This is a genomic window from Streptomyces spinosus, assembly GCF_020400655.1.
Lineage (GTDB): Bacteria > Actinomycetota > Actinomycetes > Streptomycetales > Streptomycetaceae > Streptomyces > Streptomyces argyrophylli.
This window is the reverse complement of sequence record NZ_JAINRC010000004.1, coordinates 150,339-176,625: the sequence shown is the minus strand read 5'-3', so window position 1 is coordinate 176,625 and position 26,287 is coordinate 150,339. Positions and strand designations below refer to the sequence as shown.

General features: G+C 72.4%; 18 protein-coding genes. 10 read left to right on the top strand and 8 right to left on the bottom strand.

Annotation, left to right across the window (positions count from 1 at the left end; genetic code table 11):
- The first annotated feature begins 7 nt into the window (after nt 1-7).
- The 4 genes from LG395_RS10065 to LG395_RS10050 all read left to right on the top strand — a co-directional run bounded on the left by LG395_RS10065 (nt 8) and on the right by LG395_RS10050 (nt 4,106).
- Nucleotides 8-343: an RNA polymerase-binding protein RbpA gene (locus LG395_RS10065; protein ID WP_003976875.1), complete on the top strand. Its 336-nt coding sequence runs from the start codon at nt 8-10 to the stop codon at nt 341-343.
- 121 nt (nt 344-464) lie between these two features.
- The gene (locus LG395_RS10060) at nt 465-1,502 is read left to right on the top strand and encodes an MFS transporter (protein WP_225809138.1); all 1,038 of its coding nucleotides are present in this window, start codon (nt 465-467) and stop codon (nt 1,500-1,502) included.
- A gap of 52 nt (nt 1,503-1,554) precedes the next feature.
- Nucleotides 1,555-3,207 (top strand): glucose-6-phosphate isomerase, encoded by a 1,653-nt coding sequence (gene pgi / locus LG395_RS10055; RefSeq protein WP_225809137.1) that lies wholly within the window; start codon nt 1,555-1,557, stop codon nt 3,205-3,207.
- Between the two features lie 122 nt (nt 3,208-3,329).
- Nucleotides 3,330-4,106 carry a DsbA family protein gene (locus LG395_RS10050; protein WP_225809136.1) on the top strand — a complete coding sequence of 259 codons (777 nt, stop codon included), beginning with the start codon at nt 3,330-3,332 and terminating at the stop codon, nt 4,104-4,106.
- A gap of 6 nt (nt 4,107-4,112) precedes the next feature.
- On the opposite strand, the gene LG395_RS10045 is transcribed toward LG395_RS10050, so the two are convergent.
- The 3 genes from LG395_RS10045 to LG395_RS10035 are packed head-to-tail and all read right to left on the bottom strand — an operon-like array spanning nt 4,113 to nt 7,680.
- A complete protein-coding gene (locus tag LG395_RS10045; protein WP_225809263.1) occupies nt 4,113-6,395 on the bottom strand; it encodes an ABC transporter permease in 2,283 nt (760 codons plus the stop codon).
- A gap of 20 nt (nt 6,396-6,415) precedes the next feature.
- A complete protein-coding gene (locus LG395_RS10040) occupies nt 6,416-7,168 on the bottom strand; it encodes an ABC transporter ATP-binding protein (protein ID WP_171157405.1) in 753 nt (250 codons plus the stop codon).
- The gene (locus LG395_RS10035; protein ID WP_225809135.1) at nt 7,165-7,680 is read right to left on the bottom strand and encodes a PadR family transcriptional regulator; all 516 of its coding nucleotides are present in this window, start codon (nt 7,678-7,680) and stop codon (nt 7,165-7,167) included. Before LG395_RS10035 ends, LG395_RS10040 begins: the two co-directional genes overlap by 4 nt.
- Nucleotides 7,681-7,804: 124 nt before the next feature.
- Here LG395_RS10035 and LG395_RS10030 point away from each other — a divergent pair, with 124 nt between their 5' ends.
- From LG395_RS10030 to LG395_RS10005, 6 genes are all read left to right on the top strand, one after another.
- Nucleotides 7,805-9,076 (top strand): ABC transporter substrate-binding protein, encoded by a 1,272-nt coding sequence (locus LG395_RS10030; protein WP_225809134.1) that lies wholly within the window; start codon nt 7,805-7,807, stop codon nt 9,074-9,076.
- Nucleotides 9,077-9,235: 159 nt separating this feature from the next.
- Nucleotides 9,236-10,846, top strand: coding sequence for a glycoside hydrolase family 13 protein (locus tag LG395_RS10025; protein ID WP_171157411.1), 1,611 nt, complete (start codon nt 9,236-9,238; stop codon nt 10,844-10,846).
- Nucleotides 10,847-10,877: 31 nt separating this feature from the next.
- On the top strand, nt 10,878-12,203 hold the full coding sequence (locus LG395_RS10020; RefSeq protein WP_225809133.1) for an ABC transporter substrate-binding protein: 1,326 nt from the start codon (nt 10,878-10,880) through the stop codon (nt 12,201-12,203).
- An 11-nt stretch (nt 12,204-12,214) separates the two neighbouring features.
- Complete coding sequence (locus tag LG395_RS10015) at nt 12,215-13,570, top strand: ABC transporter permease subunit (RefSeq protein ID WP_225809132.1); 1,356 nt, start codon at nt 12,215-12,217, stop codon at nt 13,568-13,570.
- 10 nt (nt 13,571-13,580) lie between these two features.
- Nucleotides 13,581-14,420 carry a carbohydrate ABC transporter permease gene (locus LG395_RS10010; protein ID WP_171157416.1) on the top strand — a complete coding sequence of 280 codons (840 nt, stop codon included), beginning with the start codon at nt 13,581-13,583 and terminating at the stop codon, nt 14,418-14,420.
- Between the two features lie 162 nt (nt 14,421-14,582).
- Nucleotides 14,583-19,481, top strand: a complete 4,899-nt coding sequence (locus LG395_RS10005; RefSeq protein WP_225809131.1) for a DUF3320 domain-containing protein — start codon at nt 14,583-14,585, stop codon at nt 19,479-19,481.
- A gap of 71 nt (nt 19,482-19,552) precedes the next feature.
- On the opposite strand, the gene pgl is transcribed toward LG395_RS10005, so the two are convergent.
- From pgl to tkt, 5 genes are read right to left on the bottom strand one after another with little or no spacing between them, the layout of a single operon-like run.
- Nucleotides 19,553-20,335 carry a 6-phosphogluconolactonase gene (pgl, locus tag LG395_RS10000; RefSeq protein ID WP_171157421.1) on the bottom strand — a complete coding sequence of 261 codons (783 nt, stop codon included), beginning with the start codon at nt 20,333-20,335 and terminating at the stop codon, nt 19,553-19,555.
- The gene (gene opcA, locus LG395_RS09995) at nt 20,332-21,438 is read right to left on the bottom strand and encodes a glucose-6-phosphate dehydrogenase assembly protein OpcA (protein WP_225809130.1); all 1,107 of its coding nucleotides are present in this window, start codon (nt 21,436-21,438) and stop codon (nt 20,332-20,334) included. Before opcA ends, pgl begins: the two co-directional genes overlap by 4 nt.
- Nucleotides 21,435-22,973: a glucose-6-phosphate dehydrogenase gene (gene zwf / locus LG395_RS09990; protein ID WP_171157425.1), complete on the bottom strand. Its 1,539-nt coding sequence runs from the start codon at nt 22,971-22,973 to the stop codon at nt 21,435-21,437. Before zwf ends, opcA begins: the two co-directional genes overlap by 4 nt.
- Nucleotide 22,974: 1 nt before the next feature.
- Nucleotides 22,975-24,093: a transaldolase gene (tal, locus tag LG395_RS09985; RefSeq protein WP_171157426.1), complete on the bottom strand. Its 1,119-nt coding sequence runs from the start codon at nt 24,091-24,093 to the stop codon at nt 22,975-22,977.
- 33 nt (nt 24,094-24,126) lie between these two features.
- Nucleotides 24,127-26,229, bottom strand: a complete 2,103-nt coding sequence (gene tkt, locus LG395_RS09980; protein WP_171157428.1) for a transketolase — start codon at nt 26,227-26,229, stop codon at nt 24,127-24,129.
- Nucleotides 26,230-26,287 lie beyond the last annotated feature (58 nt).

Genomic DNA, 26,287 nt, shown 5'->3' with positions numbered 1-26,287 from the left:
TACGACCGTGGCAAGTGGCAACGCGATCCGAGGAAGCCGGGTCGGGGCGGGGCCGATGGGCGAGGCCGAGCGCGGCGAGTCCGCGCCGCGTCTGCGCATCTCCTTCTGGTGCTCCAACGGGCACGAGACGCAGCCCAGCTTCGCCAGCGACGCGCAGGTGCCCGAGACCTGGGACTGCCCGCGCTGCGGCTTCCCGGCCGGCCAGGACCGGGACAACCCGCCGGACCCGCCGCGCACCGAGCCGTACAAGACGCACCTGGCGTACGTACGGGAGCGGCGCAGCGACGCCGACGGCGAGGCGATCCTCGCCGAGGCGCTCGCCAAACTGCGAGGCGAGATCTAGGAGTTGTGACCGGCCGGGTACCCGCGGGTGCCCGGCCGGAGCCGTTTCGCCCCGCTGTGGACGATCCGTTGTCAGTGCCGCCCTCTACCGTGTGCGCATCGGCGTATCGGAGGGGGCGAGCGTGGGGGCGGTCGGGACGGCGAGCAGCGGGACACCTGCCTGGCGCGGTGGATTCGGCCGGCTGTGGACGGCCGCCGTGGTCTCCCGGTTCGGTGACGCGTTGCGCACCTCCGCGCTGCCGTTGCTCGCCGTGCGCCTCACCGGGCAGCCCCTCGTCATCGCCTCCGTCACCGCCTGTGGATACCTGCCCTGGCTGCTGTTCGGGCTGTTCGGCGGTGCCGTGGCGGACCGCGTCGGCCAACGGCGGGCGATGTGGCTGGTGGACACGGTGCGGGGCCTGCTCGTCGCCGGTTTCGCCCTCGCCGTGGGCCTCGGGTGCGCCTCCATACCCCTGCTGATCGCGCTCGCCTTCTCTCTCACCGCGCTCCAGACGCTCTTCGACAACGCCTCCACGGCCCTGTTGCCCTCCCTGGTGACCCGGGAGGCCCTGGGCGGTGCGAACGCCCGGCTGATGACCGGCCAGCAGTCGGCGGGCGGACTCCTGGCGGGCCCGTTCGTGCCGCTGTTGCCGGCGTCCGGGGCGTTCATGCCGTTCGCGGCGGACGCGGGCACCTACCTGGTGGCCGCCGCGCTCGTGGCGTCCCTGCGGGTACGGCCGCCGGAGCGGGAGCCCCGCCCGGCCGGCAGCACCCTGCGCACGGAGATCGGGGCGGGCCTGCGCGCGCTGTGGCGGGACCGGGTGCTCACGTGCAGCGCAGGCGTGGCGATCAGGGCGCCCATGCCGATGTGGCACAGCAGCGTGGCCACACGGACCGCGCGGGTCTGGAACGTCAACCGGGTCACCCTGATGCAGCAACGCGGCCCCGGGTCCATGGTGGGCCGCATCGCCTCGGCCTTCCGGACGTCCTCCACCTCCGGTGCCCCGCTCGGCGCGTTCCTCGGCGGGGCCGCGGCCGGACTGTACGGCCTCAACGCACCGGCCCTGCTCGCGGCCGTCCCGTTCGCCTCGGCCGTCGTCGTGCTGATACCGGGGCGCGAACCCGGCGTATCCGCCGTCGCCCGCGCGGACAGCGTCTCCACCGCTCGTCCCGCGCGCTGATCAATTAGGTTGGAACGGCTGGGACAGGCACGAAAGAAGGCGGAAGTCGGACATGAACGCAGACGGCCGTACCAGGCTCAACCAGACGCCCGAGTGGACCGCTCTCGCCAAGCACCGGGAGGAGCTGGCGGACACCCATCTCCGGGACCTGTTCGCCGCCGATCCGGCGCGCGGCACCGGGTACACGCTCCGGGTCGGCGACCTGTACATCGACTACTCGAAGCACCTGATCACCGACGAGACACTGCGCCTGCTGCGCGAGCTGGCCGCGGCGACGGACGTCTTCGGCCTCAGGGACGCCATGTTCCGCGGCGAGAAGATCAACGTCACCGAGAACCGGGCGGTGCTGCACACCGCGCTGCGCGCTCCGCGCGACGCGGTGGTCGAGGTCGACGGCGAGAACGTCGTGCCGAAGGTGCACGCCGTGCTCGACAAGATGGCCGGCTTCGCCGACCGCGTCCGCTCCGGCGAGTGGACCGGCCACACCGGCAAGCGCATCAGGAACGTGGTCAACATCGGCATCGGCGGCTCCGACCTCGGACCCGCGATGGCCTACGAGGTGCTGCGCTGCTTCACCGACCGCGACCTCACGGTCCGCTTCGTCTCCAACGTGGACGGCGCCGACCTGCACGAGGCCACCCGGGACCTCGACCCGGCGGAGACGCTGTTCATCATCGCCTCCAAGACCTTCACCACCATCGAGACCATCACCAACGCGACCTCGGCGCGCACGTGGCTGCTGGCCGCGCTGGGCGACGAGGCCGCCGTGGCCCGGCACTTCGTGGCGCTGTCCACGAACGCGGAGAAGGTCGCCGAGTTCGGCATCGACCCGGACAACATGTTCGAGTTCTGGGACTGGGTCGGCGGCCGGTACTCCTACGACTCCGCCATCGGCCTCTCCCTGATGATCGCCATCGGCCCGGACCGGTTCCGCGAGATGCTGGACGGCTTCCGGACCGTCGACGACCACTTCCGCACCGCGCCCGCCGAGGACAACGTCCCGCTGCTGCTGGGCCTGCTGGGCATCTGGTACGACAACTTCCACGACGCCCAGACCCACGCCGTGCTCCCGTACAGCCACTACCTCTCCAAGTTCACCGCCTACCTCCAGCAGCTGGACATGGAGTCCAACGGCAAGTACGTCGCCCGCGACGGCAAGCAGGTGGAGTGGCAGACCGGACCGGTGGTGTGGGGCACGCCCGGCACCAACGGGCAGCACGCCTACTACCAGTTGATCCACCAGGGGACCAAGCTGATCCCGGCCGACTTCATCGGCTTCGCCCGGCCGGTGGCCGAGCTGAGCGGGGAACTGAAGGCCCAGCACGACCTGTTGATGGCCAACTTCTTCGCCCAGACCCAGGCGCTGGCCTTCGGCAAGACCGCCGACGAGGTCCGGGCGGAGGGGGTCCCCGAGGAGCTGGTCCCGCACAAGACGTTCCAGGGCAACCGGCCGACCACGACGATCCTCGCCCGTGAGCTGACCCCGTCCGTCCTCGGCCAGCTCGTCGCCCTCTACGAGCACAAGGTGTTCGTGCAGGGCGCGGTGTGGAACATCGACTCCTTCGACCAGTGGGGCGTGGAGCTGGGCAAGGTGCTCGCCAAGCGCGTCGAGCCCGCGCTCACCGAGGGCGCCGACGTGCCCGGCCTGGACGCGTCGACGAAGGCACTGGTCGCCAAGTACCGGGAGCTGCGCGGCCGGAGCTGAGCCGCGGCCGGAGCGGGCCCCGGCCGGAGCCGGTCCCGGCCGGGGCCCGTGGCGGTGGTATCCCCGCGCGCCCGACCGCGCCCGTCCCCTAGGGTTCCGTGGGACCAGGGGAGGGATGGCGCATGGTGCGCAGGGTGTTGGCCACGGCGGTCGCGGTGGCCGTGGCGGGAGTGGCGGCGGTGGGCTGCGACAGCGGAGGGCAGCCGGCCGAGTCGAAGGGGGGCCGGCCGGACCCCACGGCCACGGCGACGGCCGTACCGTACACCGGGCCGGCGGACATGCCGGAGCGGCTGGGGAACGACGGCACGACCATCATGGTCGGGGACGAGGCCGCCCCGCTGACCGTGCACCTGTACGAGGATCCGCGGTGCCCGGTGTGCGAGCAGTTCGAGACCACCGGTGGTGCGCCCGAGCTGCGTGAGGCGACCATCCGGCGCGAGGTGAGGACCCAGTACACCCTCGCCTCCTTCCTGGACGCCCGGCTCGGGGGCACGGGCTCCCGGAAGGCGGTCAACGCCCTGCGGGCCGCGCTGGACAAGGGCAAGTTCGCCGAGTACCACGACGTGCTCTACGCCCACCAGCCCGCCGAGAGCGAGGACGGGTTCACCGACGCCTACCTGCTCGAACTGGCGGGGCGGGTCCCGGGGCTGCGCGGACCGGACTTCGACTCGGCCGTCCGGACCATGAAGTACCGGACGTTCGTGACCAACAGCGAGGACGCCTACGAGAGGGCGGGCGGACCGCGGGAGCCCGAGGGTCCCGGCACCCCCACCGCGGAGATCAACGACGTACGCGTCCCGGTGCGGTACAACGGCCTGCTGTTCGACGGGACGGTCTTCGGCGGCCTGCTGAGGAAGATCCGCAAAGACCCGGAAAGCTGGCAGGCCGTGTCCCCCTGAGCGGGTTCAGGCCACCGCGCTCAGCGTGTCCGCGAGGCGCCGGCGGGCCACGCGGGACGCGGGCAGGGTGGCCAGGGCCGCCGCCCCCACAACGGCGGCCGAGCCCAGCAGCAGAAGCAGGCCGGGGGAGGGGGACTGGGCGATTCCGGCGCCGATGCCGCTGGAGCCGCCCTGGGCGTCGATCAGCCGGCGGGCCAGTGGCAGCCCCAGCGCCGTCCCGGTGACGGCCGCCGCCAGGGCCGTGCAGCTCGTCGCCGTGACGGTGATCGCGGTGATCTGCCGTGGCGACATGCCGATCGCACGGAGCGCCAGTACGTCCCGCTCGCCCTCGCGGACGCTGCCGCCGATCGCGGTGAGCAGTTCCACCAGCCCGATCAGGGCCAGGACGGCGATCAGTCCGGCGACGACGCCGCGCAGCGGGGACAGCCCGTCGGCCGGGTTCGCCACGGCGTGCACCTCCAGGTGGCCGTGGCCTGCCGAGGCGAGCGCGGCGGCCACGTGGCGCGGGTCCGCGCCGGGGCGCAGCCGCAGCTCGTAGAAGGCCGGGGACAGCTCCGGGTCGTTCTCCCGGAGGGTGTCCAGGGAGGTGGTGACGACCCGGCCGGCGTTGCGCGGTTCCAGGGTGCGGCCCACGATGTGCAGGATCTGCGGCCGGTCGCCCACCGTCATCCGCACCCAGTCGCCGACCCGCGCGTCCAGCAGGTCGAGCAGGCCCTGGCCGGCCACCGCCTCGTCCGGACCACGGGCCGCGCGGCCCTCGGCGAGGGCGTAGGGGTAGGGCTCGGCGCGGGTGCCGACGCCGCGCAGGGCGATGGTCCCGGTCTGGCCCGGGACCAGCGCGGCCACCTCGACGCCCGGGTAGGCGGCGGCGACCCGGGAGTCGTGCGCCAGCACGCTCCGCACGCCCGACCCGTCCAGGGCGCCGTCCGAGCGGACCGTGAGCGCCGTCGGCAGGCCCACCCGCTCGGGGCTGCTGTGGAGGCGGTCGATCGTGGTCCAGGCGCTGAGCGCCACCACGATCAGCAGCAGCGGCAGCGTCAACCGGGCCACGGTGGCCAGTGACCGGCCGCGCCCCGCGAACGCCTTGTGACAGCCGAGGACCAGCGCGGCCGGCAACCGCAGCCCCAGCGCCCGCCGGGCCGCCCCGCTCAGCCGCCCGCCCGCCGGCGCGGCCGGGCGCGGCACCGGGACCGGCGGTACCCGGCCCGCCCGCCAGGCCGCGAGCCCCGTGGTCAGACCGATGAACAGCACCGCACCGGCGGGCACCGCGCACAGCGCCAGGGTGTGCCCGGGCAGCCCCTGCCACACCCCCACCGCGTCCCCGAGCCGCCCCGGGACCCGGTTGCCCAGCCCCTCGGTGAGCAGGGCCGCGGCCACCGCGCCGAGCAGCGCGTACGCCAGGTGCTGGAGCAGGAAGATCCGTACCACCTGGCCGGGTGTGAAGCCGATCGCCTTCAGCACCGACAGGTCACGCAGGTGCCCGCGGATGCGGGTCGCGATGGCGCCGTGCACCGCGAACCCGGCTGCGGCGAGGGCGCCCAGACCGAACAGCCCGAGCACCTGGCCGAGCAGCCGGTTGTCGCCCTGTGCCTCGGCGCGGGCCTGCTGCCAGGTGGAGACCTCGCCGACCGCGCCGGCGCCCAGCACGGTGACGGCCCGCTGGACGGCGTAGTCGGTGTCCGAGGGATCGCCGAGCCGCAGCCCGATGACCTGCCCGGCCGGGGCCCGCACGGCGGACGGCAGCGCCCACACCAGACCGGGCTGCTCGCCGGGGCGGTACGGGGGTTCGGCGCTGTCGGCGATGCCCTCGACGGTGAGCGTGCGCGCCGTGCCGGGCAGCGTCAGGGTGTCACCCGGCTCGGCCAGCAGGGCCCGCGCCAGGCTGCTCTCCAGCACCACGCCGTCCGGCGCCGCCGGGTCCAGCCAGTGCCCGGAGGTGAGCAGGGGGCGGCCGACGGAGGGCAGGTCAGAAGTGGCGCGCAGTTCTACGGAGGCGCGGGTGCCGCGGGCGGCGACGGTGGCGGACTCGGCACGGTAGGGGCCGGCGACGGAGGTGACCCCGTCCAGCCGGGCCAGCGCGCGGGCGTCGGCGGACGGCGCGGTGTGCAGCCAGACGTGGGCGCCGTGCGCCTCGGCGAAGGTCCGCTGCCAGGGGTTCGTGGCGTAGCCGAAGAGCGCGGCGGCGAGCAGCAGCGAGGCGACTATGCCCGCGGTGGCCAGCACCAGGAACAGCGCCTCGCCGCGGTGGGCGCGCAGGTCGGAGTGGGCCCAGCGCAGGGTGGCCCGCACGTCCCTCAGGTCCGGCACGGTCAGTCCCTCAGCTCCAGCACGCCGGATATGCCGCTCCGCCGGGGCGGCGGCGCGCCGTCCAGGGCCGCGTCGTCGGCGATGCGGCCGTCGAAGAAGCTGATCACGCGGTCGGCGGCGCTGGCCAGTCGGGCGTCGTGGGTGACCAGCACGATGGTCTGGCCGCGCCCGTGGAAGCGGGACAGCAGCCGCATCACCTCGCGGGTGCCCTTGCTGTCCAGGCTGCCGGCCGGCTCGTCCGCGAGCAGCAGCGGCGGATGGTTGACCAGCGCCCGGGCGAGCGCGACCCGCTGCTGCTCGCCGCCGGACAGCTCGCCCGGCATGCTGCGCTCCTTGCCCCGCAGACCCAGCTCGGCGAGCAGCGCCTCCCGTTCGGCGCGGGCCTTCTTCGGCGGGACCCCGGCGAGCAGCGCGGGCAGCTCCACGTTGTCGGCGACCGACAGGTTCGACACCAGGTTGAAGAACTGGAAGACGATCCCGATGGCCTTCCTGCGCTCCACGGCCCAGCGGGCCTCGCTGAAGGAGTCCGTGCACCGGCCGTCGAGCCAGACGCTGCCCTCGTCGGGCCGCTGGAGCCCGCCGAGCAGGTGCAGCAGCGTGGACTTGCCCGCGCCGGACGGCCCGGTGATCGCGACGAACTCGCCGCGGGCCACGGCGAGGTCGACCCCGCGCACGGCGTGCGCGGGCGCGCCCTCGCCGTAGTGGGTCTTCACCAGTCCCTCGGCGCGCAGCACCGGAGCGTGCCCGTCACTCACTCCAGACCCTCCAGTTCCTCCTGGCACCGTTCCAGCCAGTCGAGGTCGGCCTGGAGGTGCAGCATCGCGCCCTCGATCAGCAGCTGGGCGATTCGGTTGTCCCGGCTCTCGGCCGCGGCCAGTTTCGACAGGTTGCGCATGGTGTTGAGGTACTGGCGCCGCTGCCGGTTGATGAGGGCGATCTGGTCGGCGAGACCGGTCTGCGGGGCGAGGGCGAGTTTCATGAAGAACTCGTCCCGCACCCGCGGCTCGTCCTCGGTCTCCTCGAACCAGGCGAGCAGCGCCTCGCGCCCGGCGTCGGTGAGGTGGTAGACCTTCTTGTTGGGCCGGCTGGACTGCTCGACGTCCTCGCCCTCGATCAGCCCGGACTTCTCCAGACGGCCGAGGGTGACGTAGATCTGGCCGACGTTCGGCTGAGGGTACGCGGCGCCCAGCAGTTGCTCAAGGTCCTGCTTCAGCTCGTAGCCGTGGGCCGGACCGCGGGCGAGGAGTGCCAGGAGGGGCAGGCGCACTCGTGCTGTCCTCCTGTCTGCTTCATGTGCTCCAGGCCCTAGTATCGCGCATACCTAACAGGTATACATGGCCTCTGTCCCCGGGCGAGGGCGCCCGTGGTGCCGGGTGTACAGGGAGGAACCTATGCGGTGGATGCGCGCCGCCGGTAGGGGCCTTCTCGTTCTCGTCGTGGTCATGGCCGGGTACGTGGCCTCGGGAGCCCGCGCCGACGAGGGCGCGGGAGGCGGCCGGGGCCCGCTCACGCTGGCCACCGCCGGTGACCTCACGGGCTATCTCGGCCCGTTGCTGGAGGGCTGGAACCGCACCCACCCCGGCGAGAGGGTCACCCTGGTCGAGCTGCCGGACTCCGCCGACGAGACGCACGCGCAGATGACGACCGACCTGCGCGGCGGCGACCGGGGCCGGTTCGACGTCCTCAACATCGACGTCGACTGGACCTCCGAGTTCGCGGCGGCCGGCTGGATCCGCCCGCTGCCCCGCGACCGCTTCCCCCTGGACAGCTTCCTGCCGCCGGTCGTGGACACGGCGACCTACGACGGACGGCTGTACGCGGTCCCGTACGTCACGAACGCCGGACTCCTCCTGTACCGCAAGGACGTCCTCGGCCGGGAGGGGGTGGCCCCGCCGCGCACCTGGGCCGAGCTGGAGCACGACGCGAGGACCATCGCGCCGAAGTACGGACTCGGCGGCTACGCGGGCCAGTTCCTGCCCTACGAGGGCCTCACCGTGAACGCGGCCGAGGCCGTGTACTCGGCGGGCGGCACCATCCTCGGCGGCGAGGGCACCCGTGTCACCGTCGACTCGGCCGCCGCCCGCGAGGGCATCGGCTTCCTCGCCCGCGGCATCCGCGAGGGCTGGATCCCGAGGCAGGCGCTGACGTACAAGGAGGAGGAGTCCAAACAGGCCTTCCAGGACGGCAGGCTGCTCTTCCTGCGCAACTGGCCCTACGCCTACGCCGTCGCCTCCGCCCCGGGTTCCAGGGTCGCCGGGAAGATCGGCGCCGTACCGCTGCCGGGGCCGGACGGGCCGGGGACGAGCGTCCTCGGCGGCTCCAACCTCGCGGTCAACACCCACGCCCGGCACCCGGACTCCGCCGCGCGCCTGATCGCCTACCTCACCAGCGCGCCCGTGCAGCGCCAGGTGCTCACGCGGGGCGCGCTGCCGCCGGTACGCGCCGGGCTCTACGAGGACCCCGCGCTCGTCCGGCGGTTCCCCTATCTGCCGACCCTGCGCACCGCCGTCCTCACCGCCCGGCCGCGCCCCAAGAGCCCGCACTACGACCAGGTCAGCCTGGCCGTGCAGGCGGTCGTGCAGGACGCGCTGACCGGGCGGCAGACGCCCGGGCAGGCCGTGCGCCGGCTGGCACGCGAACTCGACGCCATCGCCGGCCGTTAGCCGGCCACCCCTCACGGCTGCTAGTTACTTGTTAGGTAACGCGGACATCTCAACTGGCTTCCGGATGTCACGGTAAGTCCGCATTCGTCACCCCAACTGCTCGGTAACACTTGTTCTTTTCGTTGACACTGCCGCGACACGCCTACCTAACATGCATGCATGTTGAGTAAGTACCACTGGTGGCGCGACGCCGTGATCTACCAGGTGTACGTCCGCAGCTTCCTGGACAGCACCGGTGACGGCATCGGCGATCTGGCCGGCGTCCGGGCCGGGCTGCCGTACCTGAAGAAGCTCGGCGTCGACGGGATCTGGCTGAGCCCCTTCTACCCCTCGCCGCAGCACGACCACGGCTACGACGTGGCCGACTACCGCGGTGTCGACCCGATCTTCGGCGACCTCGCCGAGTTCGACCTGCTGATGGCCGCGGCCCGGCGGCTCGGCATCAAGGTGCTGCTCGACATCGTCCCCAACCACTGCTCCAGCGAGCACCCGTGGTTCCGCGAGGCCCTGGCCGGCGAGCCCGGCAGCCCGGCCCGCGCCCGCTTCCACTTCGCCGACGGCCGCGGCCCCGACGGCAGCGAGCCGCCCAACAACTGGCACGCCATGTTCGGCGGACCCGCCTGGACCCGGGTCCCCGACGGCCAGTGGTACCTGCACATGTTCACGCCCGAGCAGCCCGACTGGAACTGGCGCAACCCCGAGATCCCCGACGAGTTCGACCGGACCCTGCGGTTCTGGCTCGACCGGGGCGTCGACGGCTTCCGCATCGACGTCGCCGCCGGTCTGTTCAAGCACCCCGCCCTGCCGGACTCCGACGACCCGGAGGCCGACGCCCGCACCCGCGACTCGGTCAACCCGCTCGCCTGGAACCAGCCCGAGGTGCACGAGGTGTGGCGCCGCTGGCGCTCCCTGTGCGAGGAGTACGCCGACCGGGACGGCCGCGAGCGCCTGCTCGTCGGCGAGGTCTCCGTCCCCACCGCCCGCGAACACGCCCTGTACGTCCGCCCGGACGAGCTCCACCAGGCCTTCTTCTTCGACCTGCTCGGCGCCCCCTGGGACGCCGACGCCTTCCGCAAGGTCATCTCCGAGGCTATGCAGGACATCGCCGGCACCGGCTCCACGGTCACCTGGGTCCTCAACAACCACGACCAGGTCCGCACCGTCACCCGCTACGGCGAACCCGCCACCGAGGGCAGCGGTCTCGGCGCCGCCCGCGCCCGCGCCGCCGCGCTGCTGATGCTGGCGCTGCCCGGAGCCGCGTACATCTACCAGGGCGAGGAACTGGGCCTGCCCGAGGTCGTCGACCTGCCGGACGACGTGCTCACCGACCCGATCTTCCGGCGCACCGGCAGCCGCGCCCGCATCCGCGACGGCTGCCGGGTCCCGCTGCCCTGGTCCGGGCAGGCATCCCCGTTCGGCTTCACCTCCGGGGTGGAGGGCGCCAAGCCCTGGCTGCCGCAGCCCGACTACTTCGCCGAGTACGCCACCGACCGCGCCCTCGCCGACACCCGCTCCTTCTGGCACCTGTACCGCGACGGCCTCCACCTGCGCACATCCCTGCCCCAGCTGGGCGAGGGCACACTGCGCTGGCTGGATGCCCCGCCGGACGTCCTCGCCTTCGTCCGCGGCGACGGCCTGGTCTGCGCCGTCAACTTCGGCACCGCCCCAGCCCCCGCGCCGGCCTCCGGCACCCTCCTGCTGTCCAGCGGCCCCTGCCCGCCCGGCGTCCTGCCCGGCGCGACGGCGGCCTGGTGGCTGAACGACCTGTGATCACCCGTCCCCAATGAAAGGTCCGTCAACGATGATGCGACGACGCACGACCCTGCTCACCGGCTGCACCGCCCTCGCCCTCGCCCTCGGCGCCACCGCCTGCGGCGGCGGACCCGTCTCGGCGGGCGGCGGCGACAAGGCGCTCAGCGGCCAGACCGTCACCGTGGCCGGCGTCTGGTCCGGCAGCGAGCAGAAGAACTTCCAGAAGGTGCTGGACGCCTTCACCGAGAAGACCGGTGCGAAGACCCAGTTCGTGTCGACCGGCGACAACGTCTCCACGGTCGTCGGCAGCAAGATCGAGGGCGGCAACGCACCCGACGTCGTGATGGTCCCGCAGGTCGGCGTCCTGAACCAGTTCGCGCAGAAGGGCTGGCTCAAGCCGCTCTCGCCGGCCGCCCAGCGGACCGTCGACGCCGGCTACGCCCCCGTCTGGAAGAAGTACGGCAGCGTCGACGGCACCCTCTACGGCCTCTACTTCAAGGCCGCCCACAAATCCACCGTCTGGTACAGCCCCGACGCCCTCGCCCAGGCCGGGGTCAAGCCGCCGAAGACGTACGACGAGCTGCTCAAGGCCGGTCACACCGTCTCCGACTCCGGCCTCGCCGCCTTCGCCGTCGCCGGACAGGACGGCTGGACCCTCACCGACTGGTTCGAGAACATCTACCTCTCCCAGGCCGGCCCCGAGAAGTACGACGCCCTCGCCGCGCACAAGCTCACCTGGACGGACACGTCGGTCGTCAAGGCGCTCACCACCCTCGGCAAGCTGTTCGAGGACAAGCAGCTCATCGCCGGAGGCCAGAACGGGGCCCTGAACACCGACTTCCCCGGCTCCGTGGAGAAGGTGTTCGGGCCCAAACCCCAGGCCGGCATGGTCTACGAGGGCGACTTCGTCGCCGGCGTCGCCCACGACCAGTACGGCAAGGAGATCGGCAAGGACGCCGACTTCTTCCCCTTCCCGGCGGTCGGCGGCGGCACGGCACCCGTCGTCAGCGGCGGTGACGCGGCCGTCGTCCTCAAGGACGGCAAGAACGCGGGGGCCGGCATGAAGCTCGTGGAGTACCTGGCCACCCCCGAGGCCGCGGCCGTGTGGGCGAAGGCGGGCGGCTTCCTGTCCCCGAACAGGAAGCTGAGCCTTACCGCGTACGGCGACGACGTCACCCGCGCCACCGCCAAGTCCCTCGTGGGCGCCGGGGACTCGGTCCGCTTCGACATGTCCGACCAGGCACCGGCGGCCTTCGGCGGCACCAAGGGCACCGGCGAGTGGAAGCTCCTCCAGGACTTCCTGCGCGACCCGTCGGACCCGAAGGGCACGGCGGCCAAGCTCGAAGCCGCCGCGGCCAAGGCCTACCGGAACTGAGCGGCACACCCATGACCGCCACCACCGTCGTGAAACAGCAGGCGGGCCCGCGTCGCGCCGCCGGCCCGGCGCCCGCGCGCCGTGGCCGGCGGCGCGCCCGGCTGATCGCCCTGCTCTTCGTCCTCCCGGCGCTGCTCCTGCTCGGCGCGCTCGTCGTCTACCCGGTGCTGTTCTCCGTCGGCCGCAGCTTCTTCGACGCCTCCGGCACCCGGTTCGTCGGCGGCGACAACTACACCGAGATGTTCCGCGACCCGGCCACCCTCAAGGCCATCCGCAACACCACCATCTGGGTCGTCGTCGCCCCCGCCCTGCTCACCGGCCTCGGCCTGATCCTGGCCGTCCTGGTGGAGAAGGTCCGCTGGGCGACGGCCTTCAAGCTGCTCCTCTTCATGCCGATGGCGGTGTCCTTCCTCGCCGCCGGCATCATCTTCCGCCTCGCCTATGACGAGGACCCGGACAAGGGCGTGCTCAACGCCGCCGTCGTCTCCGTCCACGACGCCTTCAAGGGCACCTCGACCTACCCGACCGCCCGGGGCCGCACCGGACTGCTCACCCAGGACCGGGACGGCTCCTACCGCACGACCGCCTCCGCGGGCGACACCGTGGCGCTGCCGATGGTCGGCGTGCTGCCGGGGGACCTGCCCGGCAACGCCTCACCCGCCCGTACGGCTGCCGCGCGCAAGGCCGCCCCCGGCGAACTGCGCGGCGTCGTGTACCTGGACTTCACCCCCGGCGGGGGCGGCAGGCAGGGCCGGGTCGACGCCCAGGAGAGCGGCCTGCCCGGCATGAAGGTCGAGGCGGTCCGCGACGGCGAGACGGTCGCGAGCGCGACCACCGCCGCCGACGGATCCTTCCGTTTCTCCGGGCTCACGGCGGGCCCGTACACGGTGAAACTGCCGGAGTCGAACTTCGCCCCGCCCTACCAGGGCGTCTCCTGGCTCGGCCCGACCCTCGTCACCCCCGCGATCATCGGCGCCTACCTGTGGATCTGGACGGGTTTCGCGATGGTCCTGATCGGCGCCGGCCTGTCCACGCTGCCGCGCGACGCGCTGGAGGCCGCCCGGATGGACGGCGCCAACGAGTGGCAGATCTTCCGGCGGATCACCGTCCCGCTGCTCGCGCCCGTGCTCACCGTGGTCTTCGTGACCCTGGTGATCAACGTGATGAAGGTCTTCGACCTCGTCTACATCATCGCGCCCGGCCCGGTGCAGGAGGACGCCACCGTCCTCGCCACCCAGATGTGGCTGGTGTCCTTCGGCGGCGGCAACGACCAGGGCCTCGGCAGCGCCCTCGGCGTGCTCCTGCTGCTCCTGGTGATCCCCGCGATGGTCTTCAACGTCCGCCGTTTCCGCAACAGTCAACGATGAGGAGTCACCGATGAACGCGATCAGGCGCGGCCTGGGCAGCGGCCTGGTGCAGGCCTTCCTGGTGGTCATCGGCCTGGTCTGGCTGACCCCGCTGGCCGGCCTGTTCCTGTCCTCCCTGCGCTCGGCCCAGGACACCGCGAAGGGCGGCTGGTGGACGGCGCTGGCCGGCCCCGGCCAGCTGTCCTTCGACAACTACTCGGCCCTGCTGAAGAACGCGGGCATCACCCAGGCCTTCTGGAACACCGTGCTGATCTCGGTGCCGGCCACCACCCTGGTCGTCGTCATCGCGGCCCTGGCCGGATACGCCTTCGCCTGGCTGGACTTCCCGTTGCGGGAGCCCGTCTTCCTGCTGGTGGTGGCCCTGTTGGTGGTGCCGGTGCAGATCGGCCTGCTGCCGGTCGCCAAGCTCTTCGGCGCACTGGGCCTGTTCGGCACGATTCCCGGTGTCGTCCTGTTCCACGTCGCCTACGGCCTCCCCTTCGCCGTCTTCCTGCTGCGGAACTACTTCGCGGAGATGCCGAAGGAGATGCTGGAGGCGGCACGGATGGACGGCGGCAGCGAGTGGCGCATCTTCACGCGCCTCGTCCTGCCGGTGGGCCGCCCGGCCATCGCCTCGCTCGCCATCTTCCAGTTCCTGTGGGTCTGGAACGACATGCTGGTCGCCCTGCTCTTCGCCGACAGCTCCTCACAGCCGCTGACGGTGGAACTGCAGTCGCAGATACGCCAGTTCGGCAGCAACATCGACGTCCTCGCCCCGGGAGCGTTCCTGTCCCTGATCGTGCCGGTGGTGGTGTTCTTCGCGTTCCAGCGGCACTTCGTGCAGGGCGTGATGGCGGGTTCGGTCAAGTGACGGAAGGCGAGCGGCGCACTTTGTGTGCACTTCGTTCACAACAAATTCATATCGTGTCAGACGTCCCGGGCGTGCCGGTACTTCCGAACTGATAGGGAGAGATCTCCAGGGGGGCCGGTACGGGTGGATCTCCCTGTGCGCAGCTCAGGAGGTACCCAGCCCATGGCTCACCAGCACCCGACCGTGAGGGCCGTCCTCGACGGCTGGCGGAACTCCCTGCTGGACATGGGCGGACGCAACCGGCTGCTGAATTTCCGGCACGCCAGGACGGCGAGCCTGGAGATCACCACGCCCGGCACCGACGCCCTCCTCGCGGACCTCGCGCGAGGCTGGGACTTCGCGCCGGTCCTCGAACGGGGGACCGGAGTCGGGCTGGAGAAGGCCACCGACGAACGGGCCCCTTCCGCCGGACGCGGGGCACGCCCGGGACTCCTCACCCACAAGAGCACGCAGGCGTCCCTGGACAGCGCGCTCTACCAACTGCGCAAGAAGTCCGGCCAGATGTACAACGACTACGGTCTGTGGGTGCTCTGGCTCGGCGTCGGCATGCTCGACTGGCGCGAGGCCGGCGCCCACGAGTCCAGCGCGGCGCCGCTGCTGCTGGTCCCGGTGGAACTGCGCAGGGACGGCGACCGCCGCTACCGCCTGCACGCCGCCGAGGACCAGGAACGCATCCACAACCCGGCCCTCGCGGTGAAGCTGGAACGGCTCGGCGTGGACTGGAGTCCCGTCACCGGCACCGACGTCACCGACCTGCCCGGCGTCCTCACCGCGGCCCGCGCGGTCGCGTCCCGCCCGAAGGGCTGGTCGGTGGCGGACCGGGCGGTGCTCGGGCTGTTCGCCTCGCACCGGGAGGCGATGTACCAGGACCTCCAGCAGAACGAGGAACAGATCCTCGCCCACCCCCTGGTGCGGGCCGTCGCCCTCGGACCCGACGCGGACGTGCCCGCCGGTCTCCTCTCCTTCGACCCCCCGGACGCGGACCGCATCGACGACGTCCAGCTGCCCGAACGCACGCCGCTGGTCCTCGACGCCGACGCCTCGCAGCGCCAGTGCATAGCCGCCGCCCTCGACCAGCGGTCCTTCGTCATGAGCGGTCCGCCCGGCACCGGCAAGAGCCAGACCATCACCAACATGATCGCCGCGCTCATGCACGCCGGCCGCAGTGTGCTCTTCGTCAGCGAGAAGGCGGCGGCACTCGACGTCGTGCGCAACCGGCTCAGGAGCGTCGGTCTCGGGGACTTCGTCATGGCGCTGCACAGCGGTGACACGAGCAAGAAGGCGGTGGCCACCGAGCTCGCCCGCGTGCTGACCACCGAGGCCCGCGTCACCGGAGCCGCGGAGCACGAACTGGAGCGGGCCCGCAGGCTCCGCGAGGAGCTGTCCGCGTACGCGGCGGCGATGAACGAGACCCGCGAACCCCTCGGCCGCACCCTGCACGACGTGCTCGGACGGCTCGTCCTCCTGGAGCAGTCCGGCACCCCGGCACTCGGTGCGGGCGACACGCGGACGGTGCGCACGCTCAGCGCCGGAGCCCTCCAGGAACTCGCCGCAGCCGCCCAGGCGGTCGCCCGCGCCTGGCGCCCCGCCGCCGAGGGCGAGGCGTTCCCCTGGCGCGGACTGGTCGGCGACTCGGCGCACCAGGTCGTCATCGAGGCCGCCGACGCCCTCGACGGCCTGTCGACGGCGGCCGGGCGCCGCCCGTTCGCGGCCACCCAGGACGAGCCCCGCACGGTACGGGAGGTCCAGCAGCTCGTCCGTTCCCTGCGCTCCCGGCTGCCCGACGGGGCGGGCGCGGGCGACGGCAGCGTGCCCGACGACGCCTCGGTACAGGCCGCCCAGCTCGCCGACCTGCTCGGCATGCCCAAGCCCGACCACCCGGAGGCGGCCTTCGACCTGTGCGAGCTGGCCGACCTCACCCGCGCCGGCCGGCGCCCGCCGAGCGGCTGGTTCGACCCGGACGTCCTCGGCCGGGCCCACACGGCGGCCCGGGAACTGCGCACCGCCCTGGACGCCGAGGCGGCCGCCCGAGCCGCCGCGGCCGACGTCTTCGGCGAGCAGGTGCTCCGCCGGGCGGACCTGCCCGAGCTGGCACAGCGCTTCGCCACGGAGCACCGGGGCCTGATGTCCCGCTTCTCGGGGCGGTTCAAGGAGGACCGGGACGCCGTCGTCGCGCTCACCCGCACCGGCACCTGGAACAAGTCCCTCGTGGGCCGCCTGGAGGACGCCCTTGCCTGGCAGCGGGCCGCCACCGAGGTGACCCGGCTGGCCGACGGGCACGCGGACCTCCTCGGCAGGTACACCCCGCGCACCCCGGACGCGTGCGCGGACCTCGACGCCGCCCTGGCGACCGCCGACCGCATCGCGGCGCTGAGCGGCACCGCCGTACGGCGCGGACTGCTCGTCGAGCACCTCGCGGACGGGGCCGACACCGATCCGCTGCCCGCGCTGCTCGCGGAGAACATCCGCCGGGCGCTGGGAGCGTGGTGCGCGATGGCCGCCGCCCGCGCGGAGCGCTGGACCCGCTCCGCGACCGAACTGCTCGACCTCTTCGACGCCGACCGCCGGACCCGGCTGTCACCCGCCGTGCTCGGCCCCCTGGAGCAGGCGGGACAGGTGCTCGGCGCGCTGCGCGCCGACCCGCAGGGCCCCGAGGTGTGGCGCGCCCACCGCGACGGCCTCGCCGTGCTGAGCCGGTACGGCGCCGACGCGCTGGTGGGGAGCGTGGCCGAGCGCGGACTCGACCCGCGGTGCCTGCCCGACGTGGTGGAGCAGGCCCTGCTGCGCACCTGGGCCGACGACGTCCTCGCCACCGACCTACGGCTGCGCACCACCCGCGCCGCCGACCTCGACGCGCGGGTGGCCGACTTCCGGGCGGCCGACCGGCGGCTGATCGCCGCTGCCGGCGGCGCCGTCATCGAGGCGTGCAACAAGCGCCGCCCCCGCAGCTTCGCCGGCGGCTCGGGCGCGGTGATCGTCCGGGAGGCGGAGAAGAAGACCCGTCACCTGCCGGTGCGCGAACTGCTCGGCCGCACCCGCGAGGTGGTGCAGGCCGTCAAGCCCTGCTTCATGATGAGCCCGCTGACGGTCAGCCAGTTTCTGCCCGCCGACTTCCACTTCGACGTCGTCGTCTTCGACGAGGCGTCCCAGGTCCGGCCCGGCGACGCCGTCAACTGCATCTACCGGGGACGCACCCTGATCGTCGCCGGTGACGAGAAGCAGCTCCCCCCGACCTCCTTCTTCGACTCCTCGGCGGACGACGACCCGGACGAGTACGACGACGAGGTCCCCGACTCCTTCGAGTCGCTGCTGCACGCCTGCAAGGCCGGCGCCATGCGCGAACTCCCGCTGCGCTGGCACTACCGCAGCCGCCACGAGAACCTCATCACCTTCAGCAACCACGAGTTCTACGGCAACTCGATGATCACCTTCCCGGGTGCCCTGGAGGAGGGGAACGACGTCGGCGTCGCCTTCTTCGACGGCGGCGGTGTCTACGACCGGGGAGGCCGCCGGGACAACCAGACCGAGGCGGAGTTCGTGGCGCGACGCGTCCTGCACCACTTCGACACCCGCCCCGGCAGAACGCTCGGAGTCGTCGCGCTCTCCCAGGCCCAGGCGTCCGCCATCGACCTGGCCGTGCAGCAGGCCCGGCTGAGCCGTCCCGACCTCGACCACTGCTTCACCGAGGACCGCCTCGACGGCTTCTTCGTCAAGAACCTGGAGTCGGTGCAGGGCGACGAGCGCGATGTGATGATCATGTCGGTGGGCTACGCCCCCGACGAGAACGGGAAGCTGAGCCTCCACTTCGGCCCGATCAACAAGGGCGGCGGCTGGCGCCGGCTCAACGTGGCCGTGACCCGGGCCCGCTACCGCATGGAGGTCGTCGCCTCCTTCCGCGGCGCGGGCATGCCGGACAGCACCAACGAGAACATCCAGTACCTCAAGCGCTACCTCGAATACGCCGAGAGCGGCCCCTCCGTCCTCGCCCGTGACGTCGTCCAGTGCGACGCCGAGCCGGACAGCCCCTTCGAGGAGTCGGTGATCGCGGTGCTGCGCGGCTGGGGCTACCGGGTCCAGCCGCAGGTCGGCGTGGCCGGCTACCGCATCGACATCGGCCTACGCCACCCCGAACTGCCCGGCGCGTACGCCCTCGGCATCGAGTGCGACGGCGCGAGGTACCACTCCTCGAAGGCCGCCCGGGACCGCGATCGGCTGCGCGAGCAGGTGCTGAACGGACTCGGCTGGCGCCTGCACCGCATCTGGGGCACGGACTGGTACCGCGGCCGGGCCGCCGCCGAGCAGCGGCTGCGCGAGGCGGTCGAACAGGCGCTGGCCGAGGGGCCGCTTCCCGCGCCGGCCGCTCCCGCGCCGCCCTCCGCCGTCTCCCCGGCGCCCACCGCGCCCGCACGGCCCGAGCCGGCCGAGGCGGCGCCGGCCACGGCACCGTCCCGCACCCCGGAGCAGCCGGAACCGGTGTACGAGCGCGTCCCCGTGGACATCACCTCCGAGCGGCGGTGGAGCACCCGGTACCGGATCAGCACCCCCTCCGTCGCACCCCGCCACGAACTGCACACCCAGGAGGCGCGTCCCCGGCTGAGCGCCCTGCTGACCGAGGTCATCGAGACGGAAGGCCCGGTTCACGAGGACCTGCTGGTCCAGCGGGCCCGGGAGGCGTGGGGCGTCGGCCGGGCGGGCAACCGCATCCGGGACAACGTGCGTGCGGTGGCGCTCGCCCTCGTCCGCTCCGGCCGGGCCGCCGCCGACGGGCCGTTCTACGACGTCCCGGACCGGGACGCGCCGAGCGCCCGCCGGCCCGAGGACGGCACGACACCCCGCAAGATCGTGCACATCGCCCCCGCCGAACGGCACCTGGCGCTGTACGAACTGGCCCTGGAGTGCCCGGGTATGACCGAGGACGAGCTGATCAGGCAGGCCTGCGAGTTCTTCGGCTGGCGGCGCACCGGCAAGGACATCCGCGACCGCCTCGCCTCGGACGTCGCCGAGCTGCGACAGCAGGGCCGGCTGGCCGGCGACCCCGGCCGCCTCAGCGCGGTGCGCTGAGGCGGCGGCGACGCGGAAAGGGGCGGCGAGAAGAATCTCGCCGCCCCTGTCGGTCTCCCGCCTTCACCCGCTCACGGTGACGCCGGCGGGTACAGCGACCTCGGCAGCTGCGCGGCCGCCGCCGAGTCCAGCAGCCAGAGCGTGCGCGCACGGCCGTACGCACCCGCCGCCGGGGCCTGGATCTCGCCCGCGCCGGACAGGGCGATGGCCACGGCCTCCGCCTTGTCCTCGCCGGCCGCGAGGAGCCAGACCTCGCGGGCCGCGCGGATCGCCGGCAGGGTGAGGGAGATCCGGGTGGGCGGCGGCTTGGGGGCGCCGTGCACGCCGACCACCGTGCGCTCGGTCTCCCGGACCGCGGGCAGCTCGGGGAAGAGCGAGGCCACGTGGGTGTCCGGGCCGACGCCCAGCATGAGGACGTCGAAGGTGGGCACCGCGCCGTGGTTCTCCGGACCGGCCGCCTTCGCCAGCTCCGCCGCGTACGCCTCGGCCGCCGCCTCCACGTCCGCGCCGTGCGGGCCGTCGGAGGCGGGCATGGCGTGCACGCGCTCCGGGTCCACCGGCACCGAGTCCAGCAGCGCCTCACGGGCCTGCGTGACATTGCGCTCGGGGTCGCCCTCGGGGAGGTAGCGCTCGTCGCCCCACCACAGGTCGAGGCGGCCCCAGTCGATGGCGTCCCGGGCGGGGGCCGCCGCCAGCGCGGCCAGCAGGCCGTTGCCGTTGCGGCCGCCCGTGAGGACCACGGACGCGGTACCCCGGGAGGTCTGCGCGTCCACGATCTTCGTGATCAGGCGCGCCGCGGCGGCCTGCGCCATCAGTTCCTTGTCGTGGTGGACGACCAGCTGCGGAGTGCTCACTTCGCCGTCGCCTTCCTCGCCGGTGCCTTCTTGGCCGGTGCCTTCTTCGCGGTCTTGGCCGCCGCCTTCTTCGCGGGGGCCTTGGCCGCTTCCTCGACCGGTTCCGGTACGGCGACCGGCTCGGCCGCGGACTCGGCGCCCGCGTCCCCGGCCGGCGCCCCGGACGCCTGCCGCGGCACCGTGTCCAGCCGCTCCACGCCGTAGCGCAGCGCCGACGCGTAGGTGTCGTCCGGGTCCAGCCGGCGCAGCTCCTCCGCGATCAGCTCGGCGGTGTCCCGCCGCTTCAGCGCCACCGCGCGGGCCGGCTGGCCCTCGATGGACAGCGTGGCCAGCGAGCCGTCGGCCCGGTCCAGCACGATCGGCCCGCAGTCGGTGTCCATGCGGACGGCCGTGAGCCCCGGGCCGGAGGACAGGGAGCGCTTCACCGGCACGTCCAGCCGGTCCGCGAGCCACATCGCCAGCAGCTCACAGCTCGGGTTGAACTCCTCGCCCTCCACCTCGACGGCCTTCACCTCGCAGGTGACCTGGTCGAGCGCCGCCGCGAGCATGGAACGCCACGGGGTGATCCTCGTCCAGGACAGGTCGGTGTCGCCCGGCGTGTAGGCCTCGGCGCGGGCCGCCAGCTCCCGCACCGGCTGCTCGGCCGCGTAGGTGTCGGTGACCCGGCGCTGGGCGAGCGCGCCCAGCGGGTCCTTCGCCGGGTCGAGCGGGGCGTTCACCGGCCACCACACGACGACGGGCGCGTCCGGCAGCAACAGCGGCAGGACCACCGAGTCGGCGTGGTCGGCGGCCTCGCCGTACAGACGCAGGACGACCGTCTCGCCGGTGCCCGCCTCCGCGCCCACCCGCACCTCGGCGTCCAGCCGCGAGGACGTACGGTCGCGCGGGGAGCGGGAGACCCGCCTGATGACCACCAGCGTGCGCGAGGGGTGCTCGCGCGAGGCGTCGTTGGCGGCCTTCAGGGCGTCGTAGGCGTTCTCCTCGTCGGTGACGATGACGAGGGTCAGCACCATGCCGACGGCGGGCGTGCCGATGGCACGGCGGCCCCGCACGAGCGCCTTGTTGATGGCGCCGGCGGTGGTGTCGGTCAGGTCTATCTTCATGGCCGGCGCCAGCTCCGTCCGTCTCGTGCGAGCATCTCGTCCGCCTCCACGGGACCCCAGGTGCCCGACTTGTACTGCGCGGGCCTGCCGTGCGTGTCCCAGTACTCCTCGATCGGGTCGAGGATCTTCCAGGACAGCTCCACCTCCTCCGTGCGCGGGAAGAGGTTGGCGTCGCCCAGCAGCACGTCCAGGATCAGCCGCTCGTACGCCTCCGGGCTGGACTCCGTGAACGACTCGCCGTAGGCGAAGTCCATCGAGACGTCCCGGATCTCCATCGAGGTGCCCGGCACCTTGGAGCCGAAGCGGACGGTGACGCCCTCGTCGGGCTGGACGCGGATGACGATCGCGTTCTGGCCCAGCTCCTCGGTCGCCGTCGTGTCGAACGGCGAGTGCGGGGCCCGCTGGAAGACGACCGCGATCTCGGTCACCCGGCGGCCCAGGCGCTTGCCGGTGCGCAGGTAGAAGGGGACACCCGCCCAGCGGCGGTTGTCGATCTCCAGCTTGACCGCCGCGTAGGTGTCGGTCTTCGACTTCGGGTCGATGCCCTCCTCTTCGAGGTAGCCGATGACCTTCTCACCGCCCTGCCAGCCCGCCGCGTACTGACCGCGCACGGTGTCGGCGCCCAGGTCCTTCGGCAGCCGGACGGCGCCGAGCACCTTCTCCTTCTCCGCGGCCAGCGCGTCCGCGCCGAAGGAGGCGGGCTCCTCCATGGCCGTGAGGGCCATGAGCTGGAGCAGGTGGTTCTGGATGACGTCGCGGGCGGCGCCGATGCCGTCGTAGTAGCCGGCCCGGCCGCCGATGCCGATGTCCTCGGCCATCGTGATCTGCACGTGGTCCACGAAGGACCGGTTCCAGATCGGCTCGAACATCTGGTTGGCGAAGCGCAGCGCCAGGATGTTCTGGACGGTCTCCTTGCCGAGGTAGTGGTCGATCCGGAACACCTGGTCCGGCTCGAAGACCTCGTGCACGACCTTGTTCAGCTCCTCGGCCGACGCCAGGTCGTGCCCGAACGGCTTCTCGATGACCGCTCGCCGCCAGGAACCGCCGGTCTGGTCGGCCAGACCGTGCTTCTTCAGCTGCTGGATGACCACCGGGAAGGAGCGCGGCGGCACGGACAGGTAGAAGGCGAAGTTGCCGCCCGTGCCCTGTGCCTTGTCCAGCTCCTCGATGGTGGCGCGCAGCCGCTCGAATGCCTCGTCGTCGTCGAAGGTGCCCTGGACGAAGCGCATCCCCTGGATGAGCTGCTGCCAGACCTCCTCGCGGAACGGAGTACGCGAGTGCTCCTTGACCGCGTCGTGGACGACCTCGGCGAAGTCCTCGTGCTCCCAGTCGCGGCGGGCGAAGCCCACCAGCGAGAAGCCCGGCGGCAGCAGACCCCGGTTGGCGAGGTCGTACACCGCGGGCATCAGCTTCTTGCGCGACAGGTCGCCGGTGACGCCGAAGATGACCAGGCCCGACGGCCCCGCGATACGCGGGAGCCGTCGGTCGGCCGGGTCACGAAGCGGGTTCGCTCCGGAACCGGAAACGGGTGACAAGTCAGCCCTCCGAGGGGGCGAGGCGCTCAAGCTCCGCCTGGGTGGACTTCAGCAGGTCGGTCCAGGACGCCTCGAACTTCTCGACGCCCTCGTCCTCCAGCACCTGCACGACGTCGTCGTACGAGATGCCGAGCTTCTCCAGCGCGTCGAGGTCGGCGCGCGCCTGCTCGTAGGTGCCGGTGACGGTGTCGCCGGTGATCTCACCGTGGTCCTCGGTGGCCTCCAGCGTGGCCTCCGGCATGGTGTTGACCGTGTTCGGGGCGACCAGCTCGGTGACGTACAGGGTGTCCGGGTACGCCGGGTCCTTCACACCGGTCGACGCCCACAGCGGACGCTGCTTGTTGGCGCCCGCGTTCTCCAGCGCGCTCCACCGGTCCGAGGAGAAGACCTCCTCGTAGGCCTGGTAGGCGAGGCGCGCGTTGGCGACGGCGGCCTTGCCGCGCAGCGCCTTGGCCTCGTCGGTGCCGATGCCGTCCAGCCGCTTGTCGATCTCGGTGTCCACGCGGGACACGAAGAAGGACGCCACCGAGTGGATCTCCGACAGGTCTAGACCGCGCTCCTTGGCCTTCTCCAGGCCGGTCAGGTAGGCGTCCATGACCTTGCGGTAGCGCTCCAGCGAGAAGATCAGCGTGACGTTGACGCTGATGCCGAGGCCGATCGTCTCGGCGATCGCCGGCAGACCCGCCTCGGTGGCCGGGATCTTGATCAGGGTGTTGGGGCGGTCCACCAGCCAGGCCAGCTGCTTGGCCTCGGCGACGGTCGCCTTGGTGTTGTGCGCGAGGCGCGGGTCGACCTCGATGGAGACCCGGCCGTCCTGGCCGTTCGTCGCGTCGAAGACCGGCCGCAGGATGTCGGCGGCGTCGCGGACGTCCGCCGTCGTGATCATGCGGATGGCCTCTTCGACGGTGACCTTGCGGGCGGCGAGGTCCGACAGCTGCTGGTCGTAGCCGTCGCCCTGGGAGATCGCCTTCTGGAAGATCGTCGGGTTGGTGGTGACGCCCACGACGTGCTGCTGGTCGATCAGCTCGGCGAGGTTGCCGGAGGTGATCCGCTTGCGCGACAGGTCGTCCAGCCAGATCGCGACGCCTTCGTCGGAGAGGCGCTTGAGTGCGTCTGTCATGGAATTACATCTCCTACGTGTCGTATATGAGCGTCAGCGCTGAGCGTCGGCGAGGGATTCCCGCGCCTTCGCGGCCACGTTCTCCGCGGTGAAGCCGAACTCCTTGAAGAGCAGCTTGCCGTCGGCGGAAGCACCGAAGTGCTCCAGCGAGACGATGCGGCCGGCATCCCCCACGTACTTGTGCCAGGTCAGGCCGATGCCCGCCTCGACGGACACCCGGGCCTTGACGGACGGCGGCAGCACGGAGTCCCGGTACCCCTGGTCCTGCTGCTCGAACCACTCGACGCACGGCATCGAGACGACACGCGTGGGCACGCCCTCGCCCTGGAGCCGCTCGCGGGCCTCCACGGCCACGTGCACCTCGGAACCGGTGGCGATCAGGATCACCTGCGCCTCGGCGCTCTGCCCGTCGGGCCCTTCGGCCTCGAACAGCACGTAGCCGCCCTTGGCCGCGTCCTCGTTCGGCTCGTACACCGGCACGCCCTGGCGGGTGAGCGCCAGGCCGTGCGGCTGGCCCTTGCCGAACTCCTTGGTCCAGCGCCGCAGGATCTCGCGCCAGGCGATGGCCGTCTCGTTGGCGTCCGCCGGCCGCACGATGTTCAGACCCGGGATCGCGCGCAGCGAGGCCAGGTGCTCGACCGGCTGGTGGGTGGGGCCGTCCTCGCCGAGGCCGATGGAGTCGTGCGTCCACACGAACGTCACCGGCAGGTGCATCAGGGCCGACAGGCGCACCGCGTTGCGCATGTAGTCGGAGAAGACGAGGAAGGTGCCGCCGTAGACGCGGGTGTTGCCGTGCAGCGTGATGCCGTTCAGCTCCGCGCCCATCGAGTGCTCGCGGATGCCGAAGTGGATCGTGCGGCCGTACGGGCTGGCCTCGGGCAGCGGGTTGCCCTCGGGCAGGAACGAGCTGTCCTTGTCGATGGTGGTGTTGTTCGACCCGGCGAGGTCGGCGGAGCCGCCCCACAGCTCGGGGATCACCGCGCCGAGCGCCTGCAGCACCTTGCCGGACGCGGCACGCGTCGCGACGCCCTTGCCGGGCTCGAAGACCGGGAGCTTCTCCTCCCAGCCGGTGGGCAGCTCGCCCTTGCTGATCCGGTCGAACTCGGCGGCCCGCTCCGGGTTGGCCTCCCGCCACTGCTGGAGGGACTTGTCCCACTCGGACTTCGCCTGGGCACCGCGCTCCAGCGCCTTGCGGGTGTGGGCGATGACCTCGTCGGCGACCTCGAACGACTTCTCCGGGTCGAAGCCGAGGACGCGCTTGGTGGCCGCGACCTCGTCCTCGCCCAGCGCCGAGCCGTGCGCGGCCTCGGTGTTCTGGGCGTTCGGGGCCGGCCAGGCGATGATGGAGCGCATCGCGATGAAGGACGGCCGGTCGGTGACCCGCTTCGCCTCCTGGATCGCGGCGAAGATCGCCTGCGGGTCCAGGTCGCCGTTCTCCTGGGCCTCCACGCGCTGCACGTGCCAGCCGTAGGCCTCGTACCGCTTGACGGTGTCCTCGGAGACGGCCGTCTCGGTGTCGCCCTCGATCGAGATGTGGTTGTCGTCCCACAGCAGGATCAGGTTGCCGAGCTTCTGGTGGCCGGCGAGCGAGGACGCCTCGGCGGAGATGCCCTCCTGGAGGCAGCCGTCACCGGCGATGCAGAAGACGAAGTGGTCGAAGGGGGACTCGCCGACCGGGGCCTCAGGGTCGAACAGACCGCGCTCGTAGCGGGCGGCCATCGCCATGCCCACCGCGTTGGCGACACCCTGGCCCAGCGGGCCCGTGGTGGTCTCGACGCCCTTGGTGTGCCCGTACTCCGGGTGACCGGGGGTCTTGGAGCCCCAGGTCCGGAACGACTTCAGATCGTCCAGCTCCAGGCCGAAGCCGGCCAGGTAGAGCTGGGTGTAGAGGGTCAGGGACGAGTGCCCGGCGGACAGCACGAAGCGGTCGCGGCCGACCCACTCCGGATCCGCCGGGTCGTGCCGCATCACCTTCTGGAAGAGGGTGTAGGCGGCCGGGGCCAGGCTCATCGCCGTACCGGGATGGCCGTTGCCGACCTTCTGTACGGCGTCTGCGGCCAGGACACGGGCGGTGTCCACGGCCCGCTGGTCCAGCTCGGTCCACTCAAGGTCTGTGGTGGTCGGCTTGGTGCTCACCCTGGGTCAGGGCTCCTCTCCACATGTCGGTCGCCGGTCGTCGGGGCATGCGCCCACC